We start from the raw sequence: 16,671 nt of genomic DNA, 5'->3' as shown, positions 1-16,671 counted from the left end.
CTTCCACCGTTCGTCCATGACCCAGGGGATCACCATGCACCGTCACACCCATCGCCGTCCGCTGCTCGTGCTGGCCGGCCTGCTCGCGCTATCCGGCACCGCCGCCGCCAGCAGCGCCGGCTCGGCGCAGGCCGAGCTGGCCAGAATCCACGCCACCGAGGCCCAACAGCAGAAGAACCTCGCCACCTTCGACGACCTCGACTTCAACGTCTACAGCCATCAGAAGTGGGACGAACTCCCGCGCAGCCACGCCGCGAACATCCTGGTGCACTACCCGGACGGCCACACCACGCGCGGCCTCGCCGACCACATCGCTGCGCTCAAGCCGATGTTCGTGTTTGCGCCGGACACTCACATCGACCAGCACCCGATCCGCATCGCGCAGGGCAACCTCACCGCGGTGATGGGCGTGCTGCAGGGCCACTTCAGCCAGCCGATGCCGATCGGCAACGGCAAGACGCTGGCGCCCACCGGCAAGGCGTTCACCCTGTCGATGACCACGATCGGCCGCTGGGAGCACGGGGTGATGGTCGAGGAGTGGTTGTTCTGGGACAACCACTCCTTCATGCAGCAGATCGGGCTGGCGCAGTAACAGGGCGCGGCGCGCGTTGCTCAGCCGTGCGCCGCGTCCACCAGCAGCCGCACGCAGATCGCCTCGTAGAGCGCCGGCAGGCGCTGAAGGTCGGCCACCGCCACGCACTCGTCCACCTGGTGGATGGTGGCGTTGACCGGGCCCAGCTCCACCACTTCGGCGCCCAGCGGCGCAATGAAGCGACCGTCCGACGTACCGCCGCCGGTGCTCTGCTCCGGCACCACGCCGGCCAGTTCACGGCACACGTCCACCACCACCTCGCGCAGGCGCCCGCCCGGTGGGGTGAGGAACGGCTCGCCGGAGAGGTTCCATTCCAGCGCGTAGTCGAGCCCGTGACGATCGAGGATCGCCGCAGTACGGGCCTTGAGCTGGTCGGCCGTGCTGACGGTGCTGTAGCGGAAGTTGAACAGCGCGGTGAGCGTGCCCGGAATCACGTTGGTGGCACCGGTGCCGGCGTTGAGGTTGGAGACCTGGAATGAGGTCGGCGGGAAGTCGGCATTGCCCTCGTCCCAGCGCTCGGCGGCCAGCTCGGCCAGCGCGGGTGCGAAAGCGTGGATCGGGTTCTTCGCCTTCTCCGGATACGCCACGTGGCCCTGCACCCCGCGCACGCTGAGCGTGCCGCTGAGCGAGCCGCGGCGGCCCACGCGGATCAGGTCGCCCAGGCGCGCCTTCGACGACGGCTCGCCGACCACGCACCAGTCGATGCGCTCGCCCTCGGTGCGAAACTGCTCGGCCACCCGGCGCACGCCATCGAGGTTGGTCGGGCCTTCCTCGTCGCTGGTCAGCAGCAGGCCGACGCGGCCGGCGTGATCGGGATGCGCGGCGACGAAGGCCTCCAGCGCCACCACCATCGCCGCCACCGAGCCCTTCATGTCCGCCGCGCCGCGACCGTACAGCACGCCGTCGACCACGGTCGGATCGAACGGATCGAAGCGCCACGCGTCCATCGGGCCGGTCGGCACCACGTCGGTGTGGCCGAGGAAGGCCAGCGTGGGGCCGCCGTCGCCGTGCGTGGCCCACAGGTTGTCGACCTCGCCATGACGCAGGTGGCGCACGGTGAAGCCCGCGCGCATCAGGCGGTCGGCGATGGTCGCCTGGCAGCCGGCGTCGTCGGGAGTCACCGAACGGCGACGGATCAGCTCGCAGGTGAGATCGAACACGTCGCTCATGCGTTTGCCTTGGCGGTCTTGCCGAACAGTTTCTCGTAGCTGCCGCCGGTGAAACCCACGGCGACGCGGCCATCGGCGAGCACCGCCAGCGGCTGGCGCAGCACGCCGGGATGTTCGCGGATCAGCAGCGTCCATTCCGGATCGCTCTCCGGATTGCGCCGCTGCGGCAGCAGGTTCTTCCAGGCCTTGCCGCCGCGGTCGACCAGCGCGTCCCAGCCACCCGCCGCCTGCGCCCAGGCCTTCAGCGCCTCGGGCGCGGGGCGCTCACGCTGGGTGTCGACGAAGCGGTACGCGTGGCCGACACGGTCCAGCCACGCGCAGGTCTTGCGGCACGCGTCGGTGCCGGCCAGTCCGTAGAGCACGGCGGCTTCAGCCACCGAACAGTTCCTTGAACTTCTTTTCGGTAAAGCCGACGCTGACCGCGCCGTCCTTCACCACCACTGGTCGTTTCACCAGCGCGGGGAATTCCTTGATCAGCTTGAGCCACTCGGCGTCGCTGGAAGCGGCCTTCTGCTGCTCGCTCAGGTCGCGCCAGGTGTAGCTGGCGCGGTTGACCAGCTTCTCCCAGGTCAGCTCCTTGGCCCACGCCTTCAGCGTGGTCGGGGCGATCGGCTGATCACGGTAGTCGGTGAAGCTGTGCCTGACCTTGTGCGCGTCCAGCCAGGCGCGCGCCTTGTCACAGGTGCCGCACTTGGCCAGACCATACAGTTCGACGCTCATTCGAAGCTCCTCAGCAGGTCGTTGATGCCGGTCTTGGACCGGGTCTTCTCGTCCACCTGCTTGACGATCACCGCGGCGTAGAGGCTGTGCGATCCGTCCTTCGCAGGCAGGCTTCCGGATACGACCACGCTGCCCGAAGGGATGCGCCCGTAGCTGATTTCGCCGGTGGCGCGGTTGTAGATGCGGGTGGACTGGCCGAGGAACACGCCCATGCCGATCACGCTGCCCCTCTCCACCACCACGCCCTCGACCACTTCCGAGCGGGCGCCGATGAAGCAGTCGTCCTCGATGATGGTGGGGTTGGCCTGCAGCGGCTCCAGCACGCCGCCGATGCCGACGCCGCCGGACAGATGCACGCGCGCGCCGATCTGCGCGCAGGAGCCGACCGTGGCCCAGGTGTCGACCATCGTGCCGCTGCCGACGTGGGCGCCGATGTTCACGTAGCTGGGCATCAGCACCACGTCCTTCGCGATATGCGCACCGCGGCGCACCAGGGCGCCGGGCACCACGCGCGCACCGAGCTGCTGCAGCGAGGCGTCGTCGCCGTGGGCGAAGCGCAGCGGCACCTTGTCGAAGGCGCCGGCCGGGCCGCCGTCCACCACGCGGTTGTCGTTGATGCGGAAGTACAGCAGCACCGCCTTCTTCACCCACTGGTGCACCGTCCAGTCGCCCTGCCCGTCCGGCTCGGCGACACGCAGCTCGCCGCTCTCCAGCAGGTCGAGCACCTGGCCGACCGCGGGACGCAGATGGGTTTCGATCTCGCCCTGGGTGAGCGAGGCGCGGCGCTCGAAGGCGTCGTCGATGAGGGAAGCGAGCTGCTGCATGGGCGGATACGGCCTGTGATCGGAGGTCGGGCCGCCAAGATTACTGCACTTGGCGGCGCGCCCGCCTGAAGCCGTGGCGCCAATGGTCGAATGGCCGTCCAGACGTCCGTTGAATGCCTACAGCTGCATGTAGCTGTAGCCGCGCTGGCCGTAGACCACCGCATCGGTGAGCGCGGACAGCGTCACCGTGACATCCGGCGACACCTCGCTGTCGGCCACGCCCATGCCGGCCAGCGCCTGGCTGCACACCACCAGATGCACGCCAGCGATTTTCAGGGCATGGAGGATCTCCAGATTGGGGTTGTCGACCTTGAAGTGCTGGCGATACATCGCGTTGCCGAACACCGCCGGGGTCGCCTGACGCTCGATCAGCGCCACGATGTGGACATGGCTGGCCGGCACCTTGGCGTAGGCCATCAGGTTGACCAGCCGCGCCAGGCGATCGAGCGACTCGAGCGGCTTGGCGTGGTCCGGGTTGCCGCTGACCACATCGACAAACACCTTGTAGTCGACCTTGGGATCAGGCTGCTCGGGCAGGTCCGGCCGCGGGTGCACGGCGCCGAACTTGGGAATCAGCGGATAGACCCAGCTCGTCGCGGGCTTGGCGGCAGCCTCGGCCGCCAAGGCCGATCCGATCAGCGCGCCCCACAGGCACAGGCTCGCCGCAACGAGCGCAACGATGCGTTTGGTCGACATGACAGTTTTCCGGACGTGAACCGCCCATTGCGGCGGGCCGACGATACTCCGCACCGCGGGTGCGGTGGGCGGGCTCAGGCCTTCGGTGGCGCCAGGCGCTGCAGCAGCGCGCCCTGCAGCCGCTCCTGCAGCTCGGCCGACAGCGGGGCGTCGTGGCGGTCGGTGAGCTGGAAGAAATCCTCCACGCGTTCGCCGAAGGTGGCGATACGCGCGTCCTGCACGCGCACGCCGACCTCCAGCAGCACCTGCGCCACGGCGGCGAGCAGGCCGGGACGGTCGCTGCAGACCAGCGCCATCTGGGTGCGTCCGTCGATGGCGCTGAAGGCGATGCGCGGCGGCATCTGGAAATGCTTCAAGTGCCGCGACAGCCCGCGCCGGGTCGGCTGCACCGGCTTGGCCTCGGCCAGCGCGCGCAGCAGGCGCTGACGCAATTCATCCGAGCGCGCCGCATTGGCGGGCATCTGCGTGTCCGCCTCCAGCAGCAGGAAGGTGTCCATCGCCAGCCCGCTGGGCGAGTTGAGCACGCGCGCCTCCATCACCGAGAAATGCATGCGGTCGAGCATCGCGGTGACGCTGGCGAACAGACCGTCGCGATCGGGCGCGCAGACGAACAGCTCGGTGCTGCCGCGGATCGAGAACGGATGCACCTCCACCAGCGGCATCGCGCCGCCGGCTCGCAGGATCGCCGCGGTCTGCCAAGCGACCTGCTCGGGGCGGTGGCGCAGGAAGCTGCGCTCGGGGAAGTCGTTCCAGACCGCCTCGACCTGCGCCGGCGCAAAGCCTTCGGCTTCGAGCAACGCCATGGCGTAGGTGCGGCACTCGGCGATGCTGGCGCCGGCATCGCGCGGCAGCGCGGCATCGCTGCGCAGCGCGTAGCGGGTGGCGGTGTAGAGATCGGCCAGCAGGCGGTCCTTCCAGGCGTTCCACAGGCGCGGGCTGGTGCCGATGATGTCGGCGATGGTGAGCAGGTAGAGCCGGTCCAGCCGCAGGCGGTCGTCCACCGTCTCGGCAAAGCGGTGCACCACGTCCGGGTCGGTGATGTCCTGGCGCTGCGCGGTGGTGCTCATCAACAGGTGCTGGCGCACCAGCCAGGCGACGGTGTCCACGCTCTCCGGCGACAGGCCCAGCCGGGTGCAGAACGCGCGGGCGTCCTCCTCGCCGAGCACCGAGTGATCGCCGCCGCGGCCCTTGGCGATATCGTGGAACAGACCGGCCAGCAGCATCAGTTCGGGCTTGTCCAACGAGCTCCATATCTGGCAGCCGAGCGGGAATTCCTTGAACGCCGCCGGATCGGCGAAGCGCGCCAGGTTGCGCAGCACGCGCAGCGTGTGTTCGTCCACGGTATAGACGTGGAACAGGTCGTACTGCATGCGGCCGAACACCTTGCCGAACGCCGGCAGGATCGCCGCCAGCAGGCCGTGCCGGTTCATCCGCCACAGCGCATCCACCGCCGGCGCGCCGCGCTGCAGCAGCTTGAGAAATGCCGCCAGCGCGGCCGGATCGTCGGCCAGCGCGGTGCCGTGACGGGCGGTGGCCTGGTGGATGCGCCGCATGGTCTCGGCGCTGAAGCCGATCAGCTCCGGATGGTCCAGCCGCGCCAGGAAGATCTCCACCAGCGCTGCCGGCCGCGTCATGAACAACTCCGGATCGGCCGCGGCGATCCGCCGGCCGTGCTGCACGAAGCCGTCGCCGATCGGCGTCATCGCGCCGTCCGGCTCGAGCATCTCCTCGAAGCGCTCGACGATCTGCACGCCCAGCCGCTCCACCTGGCTGGCGGCGCGGTAGTAGCCCTGCATGAACTGCTCGACGCCGAGGTTCTTCTCGTGTTGGTCGACAAAGCCCATGCGCGCGGCCAGCCCGCGCTGGAAGTCGAACAGCAGTCGCTCCTCCGGCCGCCCGGCCTCCAGGTGCAGGGCGAAGCGGTAGCGGCGCAGCGTGGCCTCGGCCTCGGCCAGCGTGGCGCGCTCGGCCGGGTCGAGCAGGCCCTCGGCGACCATCGCGTCGAAGCCGTCGGCGTGCGCGAGGCGCAGGCCCAGCCAGCGCAGCGAATCGAGCGTGCGCAGGCCACCGGGGCCGTCCTTGAGGTTGGGTTCGAGGTTGTAGGCGGTGTCGTCGAAGCGGGCGTGGCGGGCGTCGCGCTCGGCCAGTCGCGCGGCGAGGTAGGCGCGCGGCGGCCACAGCGCCGGATCGTCGACGATGGTGCGCAACGTGGCGTCCAGCGCCGGATCGCCGGCCAGCCGGCGCGCGTCGAGCAGGCTGGTGAACACGCTGGCCTCCGCGGCGGCAAGCGCGCGGCACTGCGCGGGCTCACGCACCGCGTGGCCGACCTTCAGGCCGATGTCCCAGAACGTGGCGAAGCACTGCTCCAGCGCGCGGCGCAGGGCCGGCTCGTCGCGGGTGGTAAGGACCAGCAGGTCGACATCCGAGTGCGGGAACAGCAGGCCGCGACCGAACCCGCCCACCGCGAACAGCGCGGTGTCGAGCACCTCGCCCAGGCAGGCGTTCCACACGTGCACCACGATGCGCGCCACCGACTCGCCGCGCCGCGCCGCCAGGGCCGTGGCATCGGCGCCGTCGCGGAAAGCGGTGGCCAGCGCACGGTCCATGTCGCCCAGCAGCTGGCGCAGCGCCTTGCGCGCCTCGGTCGAGACGCCCGAACGGGGCACCGCGACGGGCAGGCGCGGCAGCGGCGGCAGCGGGACGGAGGCGGAAGTCATTAGGAGGAGTGAGTGAAGAGGAGTGAGGAGTGAGAGAAGGCAGGACAGTGTAGACCCCGGCATGGCCAGCGCTGCGGCCCTGGACGCGGCTCCGTATCACCTCATGCCCACGTCACCACGGATCGTCCAAATGCAAAGGGCGCCACGTCAACCGTGGCGCCCTCTCTCACTCCTCACTCCTCTCCACTCACTTCTCGCCCCTCAGGCATCCGGCCAGGGCGTGAGGATCTCGAAGCCGTCGTCGGTCACCGCGATGGTGTGCTCCCACTGGGCGGAGAGCGAGTGGTCCTTGGTGACCACGGTCCAACCGTCGGGCAGCTGCTTGGTGTGCGGCTTGCCGGCGTTGATCATCGGCTCGACGGTGAAGGTCATGCCCTTCTTCAGTTCGATGCCGGTGCCCGCCTTGCCGTAGTGCAGGATCTGCGGCTCGTCGTGGTAGACCTTGCCGATGCCGTGGCCGCAGTACTCGCGCACCACGCTGAAGCCGGCCGCCTCGGCGTGCTTCTGGATCGCCGCACCGATGTCGCCGAGCGTGGCGCCCGGGCGCACCGCCTGGATGCCGCGCATCATCGCCTCGTGGGTGGTGTCCACCAGCCGCTTCGCCAGCACCGACGGCGTGCCCACGCAGTACATGCGGCTGGTGTCGCCGTGCCAGCCGTCCTTGATGACGGTGACGTCCAGATTGATGATGTCGCCGTCCTTGAGCACCTTGCCCTCGGTCGGAATGCCGTGGCAGATCACGTGGTTGACCGAGGTGCACAGGGTCTTGGGGAAGCCGTGGTAGCCCACGTTGGCGGGAACCGCCTTCTGCACCTTGACGATGTGCTCGTAGGCGAGGCGGTCCAGGTCCTCGGTGGTGACGCCGGGCTTGACGTGTTCTTTCAGCATCGCCAGCACTTCGGCGGCGAGCTGGCCGGCCACGCGCATGGCGGCCAGGTCTTCGGGGGTCTTGAGGGTAATGGCCATGGTTCCACCCAGATGGCGGCGGCGGGCCGGCGGATCAACGTCCGCCGGCAACTTGCCGCCTAACCGGCGCACCGGCTACAATTCACGAGTTTTGCAGGCCGCACGCGCCCTTTCCGGGTCATGTCGACTGCACAGCGAACGGGCATTGTAACCGCGCCGCGGACCAAGCCCAACCAACGCCACACACGTATCGGCACCGCCTTCGGGGTGCCGCGTCCGTTTCCGCCACTTACCAGGAAACGCCGCGGTCGAAGTCGGGGATGCGTGGAGGTCCCAACCCCCAGGTTCCTTCCGGAACCGACAATTCGGAGTTACACCCATGGCCCAAGTCACCATGCGCCAGATGCTCGAAGCGGGCGTCCATTTCGGTCACCAGACCCGTTACTGGAACCCCAAGATGGCGCCGTACATCTTCGGCGCGCGCGGCAAGATCCACATCATCAACCTCGAGAAGACCCTGCCGCTGTTCACCGACGCGATGAACTTCCTGTCGGGTCTGGCGCAGAAGCGCGGCACCATCCTGTTCGTCGGCACCAAGCGTTCGGCCCGTGAGCCGTTGGCCGAGGAAGCCGCACGCGCCGGCATGCCCTTCGTCACCGCCCGCTGGCTCGGCGGCATGCTGACCAACTTCCGCACCGTGAAGCAGTCGGTCGCCCGCCTGAAGGAACTGGAAGCGGCCGAGACCGACGGTTCGTTCGAGAAGCTGGTCAAGCACGAAGTGCTGGCCCTGCGCCGCGAGCGCGACAAGCTGGAGAACTCGCTGGGCGGCATCAAGAACATGAACCGCCTGCCCGACGCGCTGTTCGTGATCGACATCGGCCACGAAGACATCGCCGTGCAGGAAGCCAAGAAGCTCGGCATCCCGGTGATCGCCGTGGTCGACACCAACTACAACCCGGAGCTGGTGGACTACGCCATCCCGGGCAACGACGACGCCATCCGCGCGATCCAGCTGTACGCCCGCGCCGCCGCCGACTCGATCCTGGAAGGCAAGGCCGCCGCGCCGAACGCCGCCCAGGGTGACGCCGACGAGTTCGTCGAACTGGACGAGGAAGGCAACCCGGTCGCCAAGGACGAGGACCGCAAGGCGGCTGCCCCGCGCCGCGCCCCGGCCAAGAAGGGCGCTGGCGCGCCGCGTCGTGACGGCGGCCGCGGCCGTGGCGGTCGCGAGTCGTCCGACGCCGCCGAGTAAGCCTGACGCTTCACCCGCGGCGTGGCCCGACCCGGGCCACGCCGCTCCCAAGCATTCGAGGAACTGACATGAGCAACATCTCCGCCCAGCTGGTGAAGGAACTGCGCGAGCGGTCCGGCGCCGGCATGATGGAATGCAAGAAGGCCCTGGTCGAGAACAACGGCGACATCGAAGTCGCCATCGAGTGGCTGCGCAAGAACGGCCTGGCCAAGGCCGACAAGAAGGCTGACCGCGTCGCCGCCGAAGGCCGCATCGTGGCCGCCCAGGCCGCCGGCAAGGCGGTGCTGGTCGAGGTCAACTGCGAGACCGACTTCGTCACCAAGAACCCCGACTTCGTCAAGTTCAGCGACACCGTGGCTGCGGTGGCGCTGGAGTCCGGCGCGGCCGACATCGACACCCTGAAGGCCGCTGCCTTCCCGGGCGCGAGCAACGTCGAGGAAGGCGCCAAGGCGCTGATCGCCACCATCGGCGAGAAGATCGACGTGCGCCGCCTGGCCCGCGTCGAGAGCGACGGCGTGATCGGCAGCTACATCCATGGCGGCCGCATCGGCGTGCTGGTGGCCCTGAAGGGCGGCTCCGAAGAGCTGGCCAAGGGCATCGCCATGCACGTGGCGGCGATGAACCCGCAGTACGTGAAGGCCGAGGACGTCCCCGCCGATTTCGTGGCGAAGGAAAAGGACATCGCGCTGAGCCAGATGACCGACAAGGACAAGGCCAAGCCGGCCGAGATTCTGGAGAAGATCATCGCCGGCAAGATCAACAAGATCGTGTCCGAGGTGACCCTGCTCGGCCAGCCCTACGTGCTGGACACCAACGTGACCGTCGGCGACGCGCTGAAGAAGGACGGCGCCGAGGTGGTTTCGGTGGCCCGCCTGGCCGTCGGCGAAGGCATCGAGAAGGTGCAGGAAGACTATGCCGCCGAAGTGGCGAAGGCGATGCAGGTCTGATCGCCCCGCTGCCCTCGGGCTGCTGACGAAAAAGCCGCGGGTGACCGCGGCTTTTTTCTTGCCTGCGCGTGGCGCACACGCGCACCATCGCGCCTGGCGTCGCGCCGCCGACCTTGCTCAGCGGCGCGGTCCATCCTCGTCCAGCACCATCCAGCGCCCGGCCGCATGCAGGTGGCGCAGCGCCGGCAGGTCAACCGGCGTGCCGATGCCGTCGGACGTCGCCATCGCATGATCCAGATCGCGGCACACGTGCACGGCGCCACGGAAATCGGCGTCCTCGAAATAGGCGCCACGGGTCACCACGCAGCCCACGCCGGCCGCCCGGGATGCGCCAAGGCCGGCCGGCGAATCCTCGATTGCCATCGCATCGGCGGCGGCCACGCCCAGCCGCTCCAGCGCCAGCTCGTAGACCTGCGGATGCGGCTTTTTCTGCGGCGCATCCTCGGCGCACACCCGTACCGGAAACAGCGTGCGCCAGTCGGCGCCGAACAGCCGCGGGAACAGCGCCTCGACGTTGCCGCGCCCGGTCGTGGTGGCCACCGCCAGATGCACGCCGGCGTCGACGCATGCGTGCACCAGTCGCAGCACGCCCGGCCGGGCCACAAGCGTGCCCTGCTCCACCAGCTCGCAGTAGTGATGACCCTTGCGCCGGTGCAGTTCACTGGCCAGTTGCAGACGCCCGGCCTCGGTGGCGGGCGCATCCGGGCGCGAGTCCATCCAGGCCAGCAGACGCTCCCGCCCACCGGGCACCCGCAGCAGATGCCCGTAGGTCGACACGTCCCAGTCCCACGCCAGGTCGCAATCGGCAAAGGCGCGATTGAAGGCCACGCGGTGCCCGTCGCGCTCGGTTTCCGCGATGGTGCCGTCGACGTCCCAGATGACCGCGCGCAGCATGGTCAGGCGTAGCGCCTGGCCATCGCTTCGAGCGACACCGGCTTGATCCCCGGTGCCTGGCCGGCCGAACCGAACGCCTCGAAACGGGCCTTGCAGATGCCGCGGGCGGCCTTCCTGGCGGCGATCAGCGGCTTGCGCGGATCGAACTCGCCCGGCTTCTCGGCCAGCAGCTGGCGCATCGCGCCGGTCATCGCCAGGCGGATGTCGGTGTCGATATTGACCTTGCGCACGCCGCTGCGGATGCCGCGCACGATCTCCTCCACCGGCACGCCGTAGGTTTCCTTGATGTCGCCGCCGTACTGGCGAATGATCGCCAGCCACTCCTGCGGCACGCTCGAGCTGCCGTGCATGACCAGATGGGTGTTGGGCACGGCGGCATGGATCGCCGCGATGCGGTCGATGGCGAGGATGTCGCCGGTCGGCTGGCGGGTGAACTTGTAGGCGCCATGGCTGGTGCCGATGGCGATCGCCAGCGCGTCCACGCCGGTGCGTGCGACGAAATCACGCGCCTGCTCCGGGTCGGTCAGCATCATGTCGTGGGTGAGCTTGCCCTCGGCACCCACGCCGTCCTCCTCGCCCGCCTCGCCGGTTTCCAGCGAGCCCAGGCAGCCCAGCTCGCCTTCCACCGACACGCCGACCGCATGGGCGAATTCGCAGACCTTGGCGGTGACGTCGACGTTGTAGTCGTAGCTCGACGGCGTCTTGGCATCCTCGCGCAGCGAGCCGTCCATCATCACGCTGGTGAAGCCGGAGCGGATCGACTGCTGGCACACCGCCGGCGTGGCGCCATGATCCTGGTGCAGCACGATCGGGATATCCGGATACGACTCCACCGCCGCCAGCACCATGTGTCGCAGGAACGCCTCGCCGGCGTAGCTGCGCGCGCCGGCCGAGGCCTGCAGGATCACCGGCGACTGCACTTCGTCGGCCGCTTCCATGATGGCCTGGATCTGCTCGAGATTGTTCACGTTGAACGCGGGCACGCCGTAGTCGTGCTCGGCGGCGTGGTCCAGCAACTGGCGTAGCGAAACAAGGGCCATCGTCATCTCCGTAAGGCGGGTAACCAGGGGTGCAGCGGCACCCGGACGGGGGTAGTGCCGCCCCGATCCGTCGACCGGATCGGGGCCCATGCACTCGCGATCCGCGCCGAACTCAGCCGGACAGGCCGGTCGCGCGTACCGCGGAAATCTCGGAAGCATTCGGGCCCTGGCGCAGCGAGAGCACGTGCTCGGCCACCTGCGACAGGCTCTGGAACATCCGGCTCGGCCGGTCGTGTTCCACCGGCTGGCCCGCGTTGTAGCCCCAGGGCACCGCCCAGTCGGCCACGCCGGCATTGCGCGCCGCATGCAGATCGGTCGCCGAATCGCCCAGGTGCGCGGTGCGCGCCGGCTCGGAGCGCAGCATCGCCATTACGTGCTGCAGCACCCGCGCGTCGGGCTTCTTCCAGGCCAGCGAGTCGCCGCCGATGACCTGCTCGAAATAGCCGGTGAGGTCGTTGGCATCGAGCACGCGCCGGGCATGGCGCAGCTCCTTGTTGGTGACCAGCCCCAGCCGCACGCCGCCCTTGCGCAGCGCCTGCAGGCAGGCGTGTGCGCCGGGATAGGTGACGCCATGCGTGCCCGCGGTCTGCGCGTAGTGATGGTCGAGCCGGGCCAGCACAAGCTCGCGGTCCAGCCGCTGCGCCGGGTCGATCTGCGCCAGCAGCCGCCGCATCAGCTCGTGCGCTCCGGCGCCGATCAGCGACTCGATCTGCGGCTGCGGGCAAGGCGCCACGTCGACATCGGCCAGCGCGCGATTGACCGCCTCGGCGATCTCGGCGGCGGTATCGACCAGGGTGCCGTCGAGATCGAAGGTGAGCAGGTCGATCCGCCCGGCGGTGTCGGCACGCGCGGCGCGGTGGGACTGGACGGTCATGCGCCAAGCGTCTCCTGGATGCGGTCGGCGAGCGCCTGCGGCGTCAAGCCGAAATGCGCGAACACGTCGGCGGCGGGTGCGGACTCGCCGAAGCTGTCCACCCCCAGTGCGGCGACGCAGCCATATTGTCCCCACCACGCGGTGACGCCCGCCTCCACGCCGAAGCGTGGCAGCGCGCCGAGCACCTGCTCGCGGTAGGCGCGATCCTGCCGATCGAAGCGGGTCGAACCGGGGATCGACACCACCCGCACCGGCACGCCCCGTTCCGCCAGCAGCTGGCGCGCGCGCATCGCCAGCCCCACCTCCGATCCGGTCGCCAGCACGGTGGCCTGCGCCGCGTCATCTTCCACCAAGACGTAGCCGCCGCGGGCGATCGCCGCGACCTGCTCCGCGCTGCGCGCCTGCGTGGGCAGCGCCTGGCGCGACAACAGCAGCGCGCTTGGCTGGGTGGCCGCGGCCAGGGCCTCGGTCCAGGCCACCGCGGTTTCGGCCGGGTCGCACGGGCGCCACACCGCCAGATTGGGAATCAGCCGCAGGCTGGCCGCATGTTCCACCGACTGATGGGTGGGGCCGTCCTCGCCCAGGCCGATCGAGTCGTGGGTGAACACGTGGATGACCCGCAGCTTCATCAGCGCCGCCATGCGGATCGCATTGCGGCTGTAGTCGCTGAAGGTGAGAAAGGTGCCGCCGTAGGGAATGAAGCCGCCGTGCAGGGCCATGCCGTTCATCACCGCCGCCATGCCGAACTCGCGCACGCCATAGGACAGGTGGCGCGCGCCCGCGTCCGGAAAATCGGTGAGGTTGGAGCCGGTGAGGTCGGCGCTGCCGCCGAACATTTCCGGCAGCTCCGGCGCCAGTTGCGCCAGCACCTGCTGCGAGGCCTTGCGCGTGGCGACGTCGTCGGCACGCGCCGCCTCGTGGTCCACCACTGCCGCGCGCAGCGCGTCCCAGTCGGTGGGCAACGTGCCGGCCATGCGCCGCTGCAGTTCGGCCGCCAGTTCCGGATGCGCCGCGCGATAGGCGTCGAAGCGGGCCTGCCACCGGGCCTCGGCCTGCTCGCCGGGCTGGCGCGCGTCCCACGCGGCACGCGCGTCATCGGGCAGTTCGAACGGCGGATGGAACCAGCCCAGCGCCTCGCGGGTGGCGGCGATCTCGTCCGCGCCCAGCGGCTCACCGTGTGCACGCGCGGTGCCGGCGCGACCGGGCGAGCCGGCACCGATGGTGGTGCGGCAGACGATCAGGGTGGGCTTGCCGCGGCCACGCCTGGCCTGGGCAATCGCCGCTTCGACGGCACCGATGTCATGGCCGTCCAGCGGCCCGATCACGTCCCAGCCGCAGGCACGAAAGCGCGCCGGGGTGTCGTCGCGGAACCAGCCCTGCACCGGGCCGTCGATGCTGATGCCGTTGTCGTCGTACAGCGCCACCAGCTTGTCGAGCTGCCACACGCCGGCCAGCGAGATCGCCTCCTGGCTGATGCCTTCCATCAGGCAGCCGTCGCCGAGGAACACGTAGGTGTGGTGATCGATCACCGTGTGCCCGGGACGGTTGAACTCCACCGCCAGGCGCTTTTCCGCCAGCGCCATGCCGACCGCATTGGTGATGCCCTGCCCCAATGGCCCGGTAGTGGTTTCCACGCCTGGCGTGATGCCGCGTTCGGGATGCCCCGGGGTGCGGCTGTGCAGCTGGCGAAAACGCTTCAGCTCCTCGACGGGCAAGTCGTAGCCGGTCAGGTGCAGCAGCGCGTACAGCAGCATCGAGGCGTGGCCGTTGCTGAGCACGAAACGGTCGCGGTCGATCCAGCCCGGGTTGGCCGGATTGTGCTTCAGGTGCGATCCCCACAGCGCCACGGCCATCTCGGCCATGCCCATCGGCGCGCCCGGATGGCCGGAGTTCGCCTGCTGCACGGCATCCATCGCCAGTGCGCGCAGGGCGCTGGCGCGCGGATCGCGTGAGGCCTCGCCGTGTTCGATGCGGATGCTCGACAGGCTGGCCATCACAGCGCCCCCAGCGCGCGCTTGCGCCGCTCCATCATGCGCCAGATGAACGGCGTGAAGATCATCTGCATGGCCAGCTCCATCTTGCCGCCGGGCACCACGATGGTGTTGGCGCGCGACATCCACGAGTTGTGGATCATGTTGAGCAGGTAGGGAAAGTCGATGCCCTTGGGATCACGGAAGCGGATCACGCAGATGCTCTCGTCGGCATTGGGGATGTCGCGCGCGATGAACGGGTTGGACGTATCCACCACCGGCACGCGCTGGAAGTTCACGTGGGTGCGCGAGAACTGCGGGCAGATGTAGTTCACGTAGTCGGGCATGCGGCGCAGGATGGTGTCGGTGACCGCCTCGGCGGTGTAGCCGCGCACGTTCTTGTCGCGATACAGCTTCTGGATCCACTCCAGGTTGATCACCGGCACCACGCCGATCAGCAGGTCCGGATGCTGGGCCACGTCCACCTCCGGTGTCACCACGGCACCGTGCAGACCTTCGTAGAACAGCAGGTCGGTGTCGGGCTCGATGTCTTCCCAGGTGGTGAAGGTTCCCGGCTCCTGCCGGTAGGGTGCCGCCTCGCCGGCGTCATGCAGGTACTTGCGGCTCTTGCCGATGCCGGTGCGCGCGTAGTCGCCGAACAACTGCTCGAGCTCGGCGAACAGGTTGTTCTCCGCGCCGAAATGGCTGAAGTGCATGTTGCCGCTCTGCTCGGCCTCGGCCTGGCGCAGGCGCATCTCCTTGCGATCGAAGCGATGGAAGCTGTCGCCCTCGATGATTGCCGCGGTGAGCCCCTCGCGCCGGAAGATGTTCTGGAACGTGCGCGTGACCGAGGTCGTGCCGGCGCCGGACGAACCGGTGATGGCGATGATCGGATGGCGTTCGGACATGAGGATTCCCCAGCAGCTCTCAGGAAGGATCGGTGCCTGCCGCGCGCGGCAGTGAAGACGATGGAACCGGGCGACTGGCGGACGTCAGTCGCGGAACAGCCCGCGCTCGGCGAACAGCGGATTGGAGGCTTCGCGCCGCGATGGCTCGTTGTGGTACTGCTCGATGCGCTCCACCTCGCGGCGCGAACCGAACACCAGGCCGATGCGCTGGTGCAGCGACTCGGGCGTGAGCGCCAGCACCGGCTGGCGCCCGGTGCTGGCGCGGCCGCCGGCCTGCTCCATCACCATGCCGATCGGGTTGGCCTCGTACAGCAGCCGCAGGCGCCCGGCCTTGGCCGGATCCTTGCTGTCGCGCGGATACAGGAACACGCCGCCGCGCATCAGGATCCGGTGCGCCTCGGCCACCATGCTGGCGATCCAGCGCATGTTGAAATCCTTGCCGCGGGGGCCGGTCTTGCCGGCGAGGCATTCGTCCACGTAGCGCTTCACCGGCGCTTCCCAGAAGCGGCTATTGGAACTGTTGATGGCGAACTCGTGGGTGTCTTCGGGAATCCGGATGTCGGCATGGGTGAGCTTGAACTCCCCCACGTTGAGATCGAGCGTGAAACCGGCCACGCCGTTGCCCACGGTCAGCACCAGCATCGTGGTGGGTCCGTACAGAGCGTAGCCCGCCGCCACCTGGGTGGCCCCCGGCTGCAGGAAATCGGCCTCGACCACGTCGCGACCCGAGTCGATCGCCTCCTGCGGCGCGCGCAGGATCGAGAAGATGCTGCCCACCGAGACGTTGACGTCGATGTTGCTGGAGCCGTCCAGCGGATCGAACACCAGCAGGTACTTCCCGCGCGGGTAGCTGGCAGGAATCTGGTAGGGCTCATCCATCTCTTCCGACGCCATGCCGGCCAGGTGGCCGGACCACTCGGTCTGGCGGATCAGCATCGCGTTGCTGGCCACGTCCAGCGGCTTCTGCTCCTCGCCCTGCACGTTGATCGCGCCGCCCGCCGGCGTCTCGGCCAGCGCGCCCAGGGCGACCGTGCGGGCGATCGCCTTGCAGGCGATCGATACGTCGAGGATCAGCGCGTTCAATTCGCCGCTGGCGGTCGGGAAGCGACGACGCTGCTCGATCAGGTACTGGGTCAAGGTGATGCGGTTGGACAGGGGCATG

Annotated in this window: 16 protein-coding genes; 3 read left to right on the top strand and 13 right to left on the bottom strand. The window is 69.1% G+C overall.

From position 1 onward, the window contains the following. Positions 1-34: 34 nt before the first annotated feature. Entirely contained in the window at positions 35-592 is a 558-nt protein-coding gene (locus tag ISP17_RS05855; RefSeq protein ID WP_404630936.1) for an ester cyclase, read from the top strand. 20 nt (positions 593-612) lie between these two features. Here ISP17_RS05855 and dapE read toward each other — a convergent pair whose 3' ends face one another. The 7 genes from dapE to map form a co-directional block, all read right to left on the bottom strand. Next, positions 613-1,761 carry a succinyl-diaminopimelate desuccinylase gene (gene dapE / locus ISP17_RS05850; protein WP_404630934.1) on the bottom strand — a complete coding sequence of 383 codons (1,149 nt, stop codon included), beginning with the start codon at positions 1,759-1,761 and terminating at the stop codon, positions 613-615. After that, entirely contained in the window at positions 1,758-2,138 is a 381-nt protein-coding gene (locus tag ISP17_RS05845; RefSeq protein ID WP_404630932.1) for an ArsC/Spx/MgsR family protein, read from the bottom strand. The genes dapE and ISP17_RS05845 overlap by 4 nt, the downstream gene beginning before the upstream one ends. Beyond that, entirely contained in the window at positions 2,131-2,481 is a 351-nt protein-coding gene (locus ISP17_RS05840; RefSeq protein ID WP_404630930.1) for a Spx/MgsR family RNA polymerase-binding regulatory protein, read from the bottom strand. The genes ISP17_RS05845 and ISP17_RS05840 overlap by 8 nt, the downstream gene beginning before the upstream one ends. Beyond that, positions 2,478-3,305: a 2,3,4,5-tetrahydropyridine-2,6-dicarboxylate N-succinyltransferase gene (gene dapD, locus ISP17_RS05835; protein ID WP_404630928.1), complete on the bottom strand. Its 828-nt coding sequence runs from the start codon at positions 3,303-3,305 to the stop codon at positions 2,478-2,480. Before dapD ends, ISP17_RS05840 begins: the two co-directional genes overlap by 4 nt. A gap of 117 nt (positions 3,306-3,422) precedes the next feature. Then, positions 3,423-4,001, bottom strand: coding sequence for a DsrE family protein (locus ISP17_RS05830; RefSeq protein WP_404630926.1), 579 nt, complete (start codon positions 3,999-4,001; stop codon positions 3,423-3,425). Positions 4,002-4,075: 74 nt separating this feature from the next. Continuing rightward, positions 4,076-6,718, bottom strand: a complete 2,643-nt coding sequence (gene glnD, locus ISP17_RS05825; protein WP_404630924.1) for a [protein-PII] uridylyltransferase — start codon at positions 6,716-6,718, stop codon at positions 4,076-4,078. Between the two features lie 201 nt (positions 6,719-6,919). Beyond that, positions 6,920-7,684 (bottom strand): type I methionyl aminopeptidase, encoded by a 765-nt coding sequence (gene map, locus ISP17_RS05820; protein ID WP_404630922.1) that lies wholly within the window; start codon positions 7,682-7,684, stop codon positions 6,920-6,922. A gap of 319 nt (positions 7,685-8,003) precedes the next feature. Here map and rpsB point away from each other — a divergent pair, with 319 nt between their 5' ends. Together rpsB and tsf are read left to right on the top strand one after the other, a co-directional pair. Beyond that, the gene (gene rpsB / locus ISP17_RS05815) at positions 8,004-8,876 is read left to right on the top strand and encodes a 30S ribosomal protein S2 (RefSeq protein ID WP_404630920.1); all 873 of its coding nucleotides are present in this window, start codon (positions 8,004-8,006) and stop codon (positions 8,874-8,876) included. A 68-nt stretch (positions 8,877-8,944) separates the two neighbouring features. Continuing rightward, the gene (gene tsf / locus ISP17_RS05810; RefSeq protein ID WP_404630918.1) at positions 8,945-9,823 is read left to right on the top strand and encodes a translation elongation factor Ts; all 879 of its coding nucleotides are present in this window, start codon (positions 8,945-8,947) and stop codon (positions 9,821-9,823) included. 117 nt (positions 9,824-9,940) lie between these two features. On the opposite strand, the gene ISP17_RS05805 is transcribed toward tsf, so the two are convergent. The 6 genes from ISP17_RS05805 to ISP17_RS05780 form a co-directional block, all read right to left on the bottom strand. Continuing rightward, positions 9,941-10,717, bottom strand: a complete 777-nt coding sequence (locus tag ISP17_RS05805) for an HAD-IA family hydrolase (protein ID WP_404630916.1) — start codon at positions 10,715-10,717, stop codon at positions 9,941-9,943. Positions 10,718-10,719: 2 nt separating this feature from the next. Beyond that, on the bottom strand, positions 10,720-11,757 hold the full coding sequence (fba, locus tag ISP17_RS05800; protein WP_404630914.1) for a class II fructose-bisphosphate aldolase: 1,038 nt from the start codon (positions 11,755-11,757) through the stop codon (positions 10,720-10,722). Between the two features lie 112 nt (positions 11,758-11,869). Next, positions 11,870-12,631 carry a phosphoglycolate phosphatase gene (gene gph / locus ISP17_RS05795; RefSeq protein ID WP_404630912.1) on the bottom strand — a complete coding sequence of 254 codons (762 nt, stop codon included), beginning with the start codon at positions 12,629-12,631 and terminating at the stop codon, positions 11,870-11,872. After that, positions 12,628-14,625, bottom strand: a complete 1,998-nt coding sequence (gene tkt / locus ISP17_RS05790; RefSeq protein ID WP_404630910.1) for a transketolase — start codon at positions 14,623-14,625, stop codon at positions 12,628-12,630. Before tkt ends, gph begins: the two co-directional genes overlap by 4 nt. Beyond that, on the bottom strand, positions 14,625-15,509 hold the full coding sequence (locus tag ISP17_RS05785; protein ID WP_404630908.1) for a phosphoribulokinase: 885 nt from the start codon (positions 15,507-15,509) through the stop codon (positions 14,625-14,627). Before ISP17_RS05785 ends, tkt begins: the two co-directional genes overlap by 1 nt. Before the next feature lie 84 nt (positions 15,510-15,593). Continuing rightward, positions 15,594-16,670 (bottom strand): class 1 fructose-bisphosphatase, encoded by a 1,077-nt coding sequence (locus ISP17_RS05780; RefSeq protein ID WP_404630906.1) that lies wholly within the window; start codon positions 16,668-16,670, stop codon positions 15,594-15,596. Between the last annotated feature and the right edge of the window lies 1 nt (position 16,671).

The sequence above is a fragment of the Dyella ginsengisoli genome, from assembly GCF_044904665.1.
GTDB classification, from domain to species: domain Bacteria; phylum Pseudomonadota; class Gammaproteobacteria; order Xanthomonadales; family Rhodanobacteraceae; genus Dyella_A; species Dyella_A ginsengisoli.
Note: the sequence above shows the minus strand (reverse complement) of the source record. Positions and strands in the feature narration are given on the sequence as shown.

Coding starts and splice junctions, on each gene's coding strand:
- ISP17_RS05780 (WP_404630906.1), bottom strand. CDS start 16,670: ATGCCCCTGTCCAACCGCATCACCTTGACCCAGTACCTGATCGAGCAG.
- ISP17_RS05840 (WP_404630930.1), bottom strand. CDS start 2,481: ATGAGCGTCGAACTGTATGGTCTGGCCAAGTGCGGCACCTGTGACAAG.
- dapD (WP_404630928.1), bottom strand. CDS start 3,305: ATGCAGCAGCTCGCTTCCCTCATCGACGACGCCTTCGAGCGCCGCGCC.
- tkt (WP_404630910.1), bottom strand. CDS start 14,625: ATGGCCAGCCTGTCGAGCATCCGCATCGAACACGGCGAGGCCTCACGC.
- ISP17_RS05785 (WP_404630908.1), bottom strand. CDS start 15,509: ATGTCCGAACGCCATCCGATCATCGCCATCACCGGTTCGTCCGGCGCC.
- dapE (WP_404630934.1), bottom strand. CDS start 1,761: ATGAGCGACGTGTTCGATCTCACCTGCGAGCTGATCCGTCGCCGTTCG.
- ISP17_RS05830 (WP_404630926.1), bottom strand. CDS start 4,001: ATGTCGACCAAACGCATCGTTGCGCTCGTTGCGGCGAGCCTGTGCCTG.
- rpsB (WP_404630920.1), top strand. CDS start 8,004: ATGGCCCAAGTCACCATGCGCCAGATGCTCGAAGCGGGCGTCCATTTC.
- fba (WP_404630914.1), bottom strand. CDS start 11,757: ATGGCCCTTGTTTCGCTACGCCAGTTGCTGGACCACGCCGCCGAGCAC.
- map (WP_404630922.1), bottom strand. CDS start 7,684: ATGGCCATTACCCTCAAGACCCCCGAAGACCTGGCCGCCATGCGCGTG.
- ISP17_RS05805 (WP_404630916.1), bottom strand. CDS start 10,717: ATGCTGCGCGCGGTCATCTGGGACGTCGACGGCACCATCGCGGAAACC.
- ISP17_RS05855 (WP_404630936.1), top strand. CDS start 35: ATGCACCGTCACACCCATCGCCGTCCGCTGCTCGTGCTGGCCGGCCTG.
- tsf (WP_404630918.1), top strand. CDS start 8,945: ATGAGCAACATCTCCGCCCAGCTGGTGAAGGAACTGCGCGAGCGGTCC.
- glnD (WP_404630924.1), bottom strand. CDS start 6,718: ATGACTTCCGCCTCCGTCCCGCTGCCGCCGCTGCCGCGCCTGCCCGTC.
- gph (WP_404630912.1), bottom strand. CDS start 12,631: ATGACCGTCCAGTCCCACCGCGCCGCGCGTGCCGACACCGCCGGGCGG.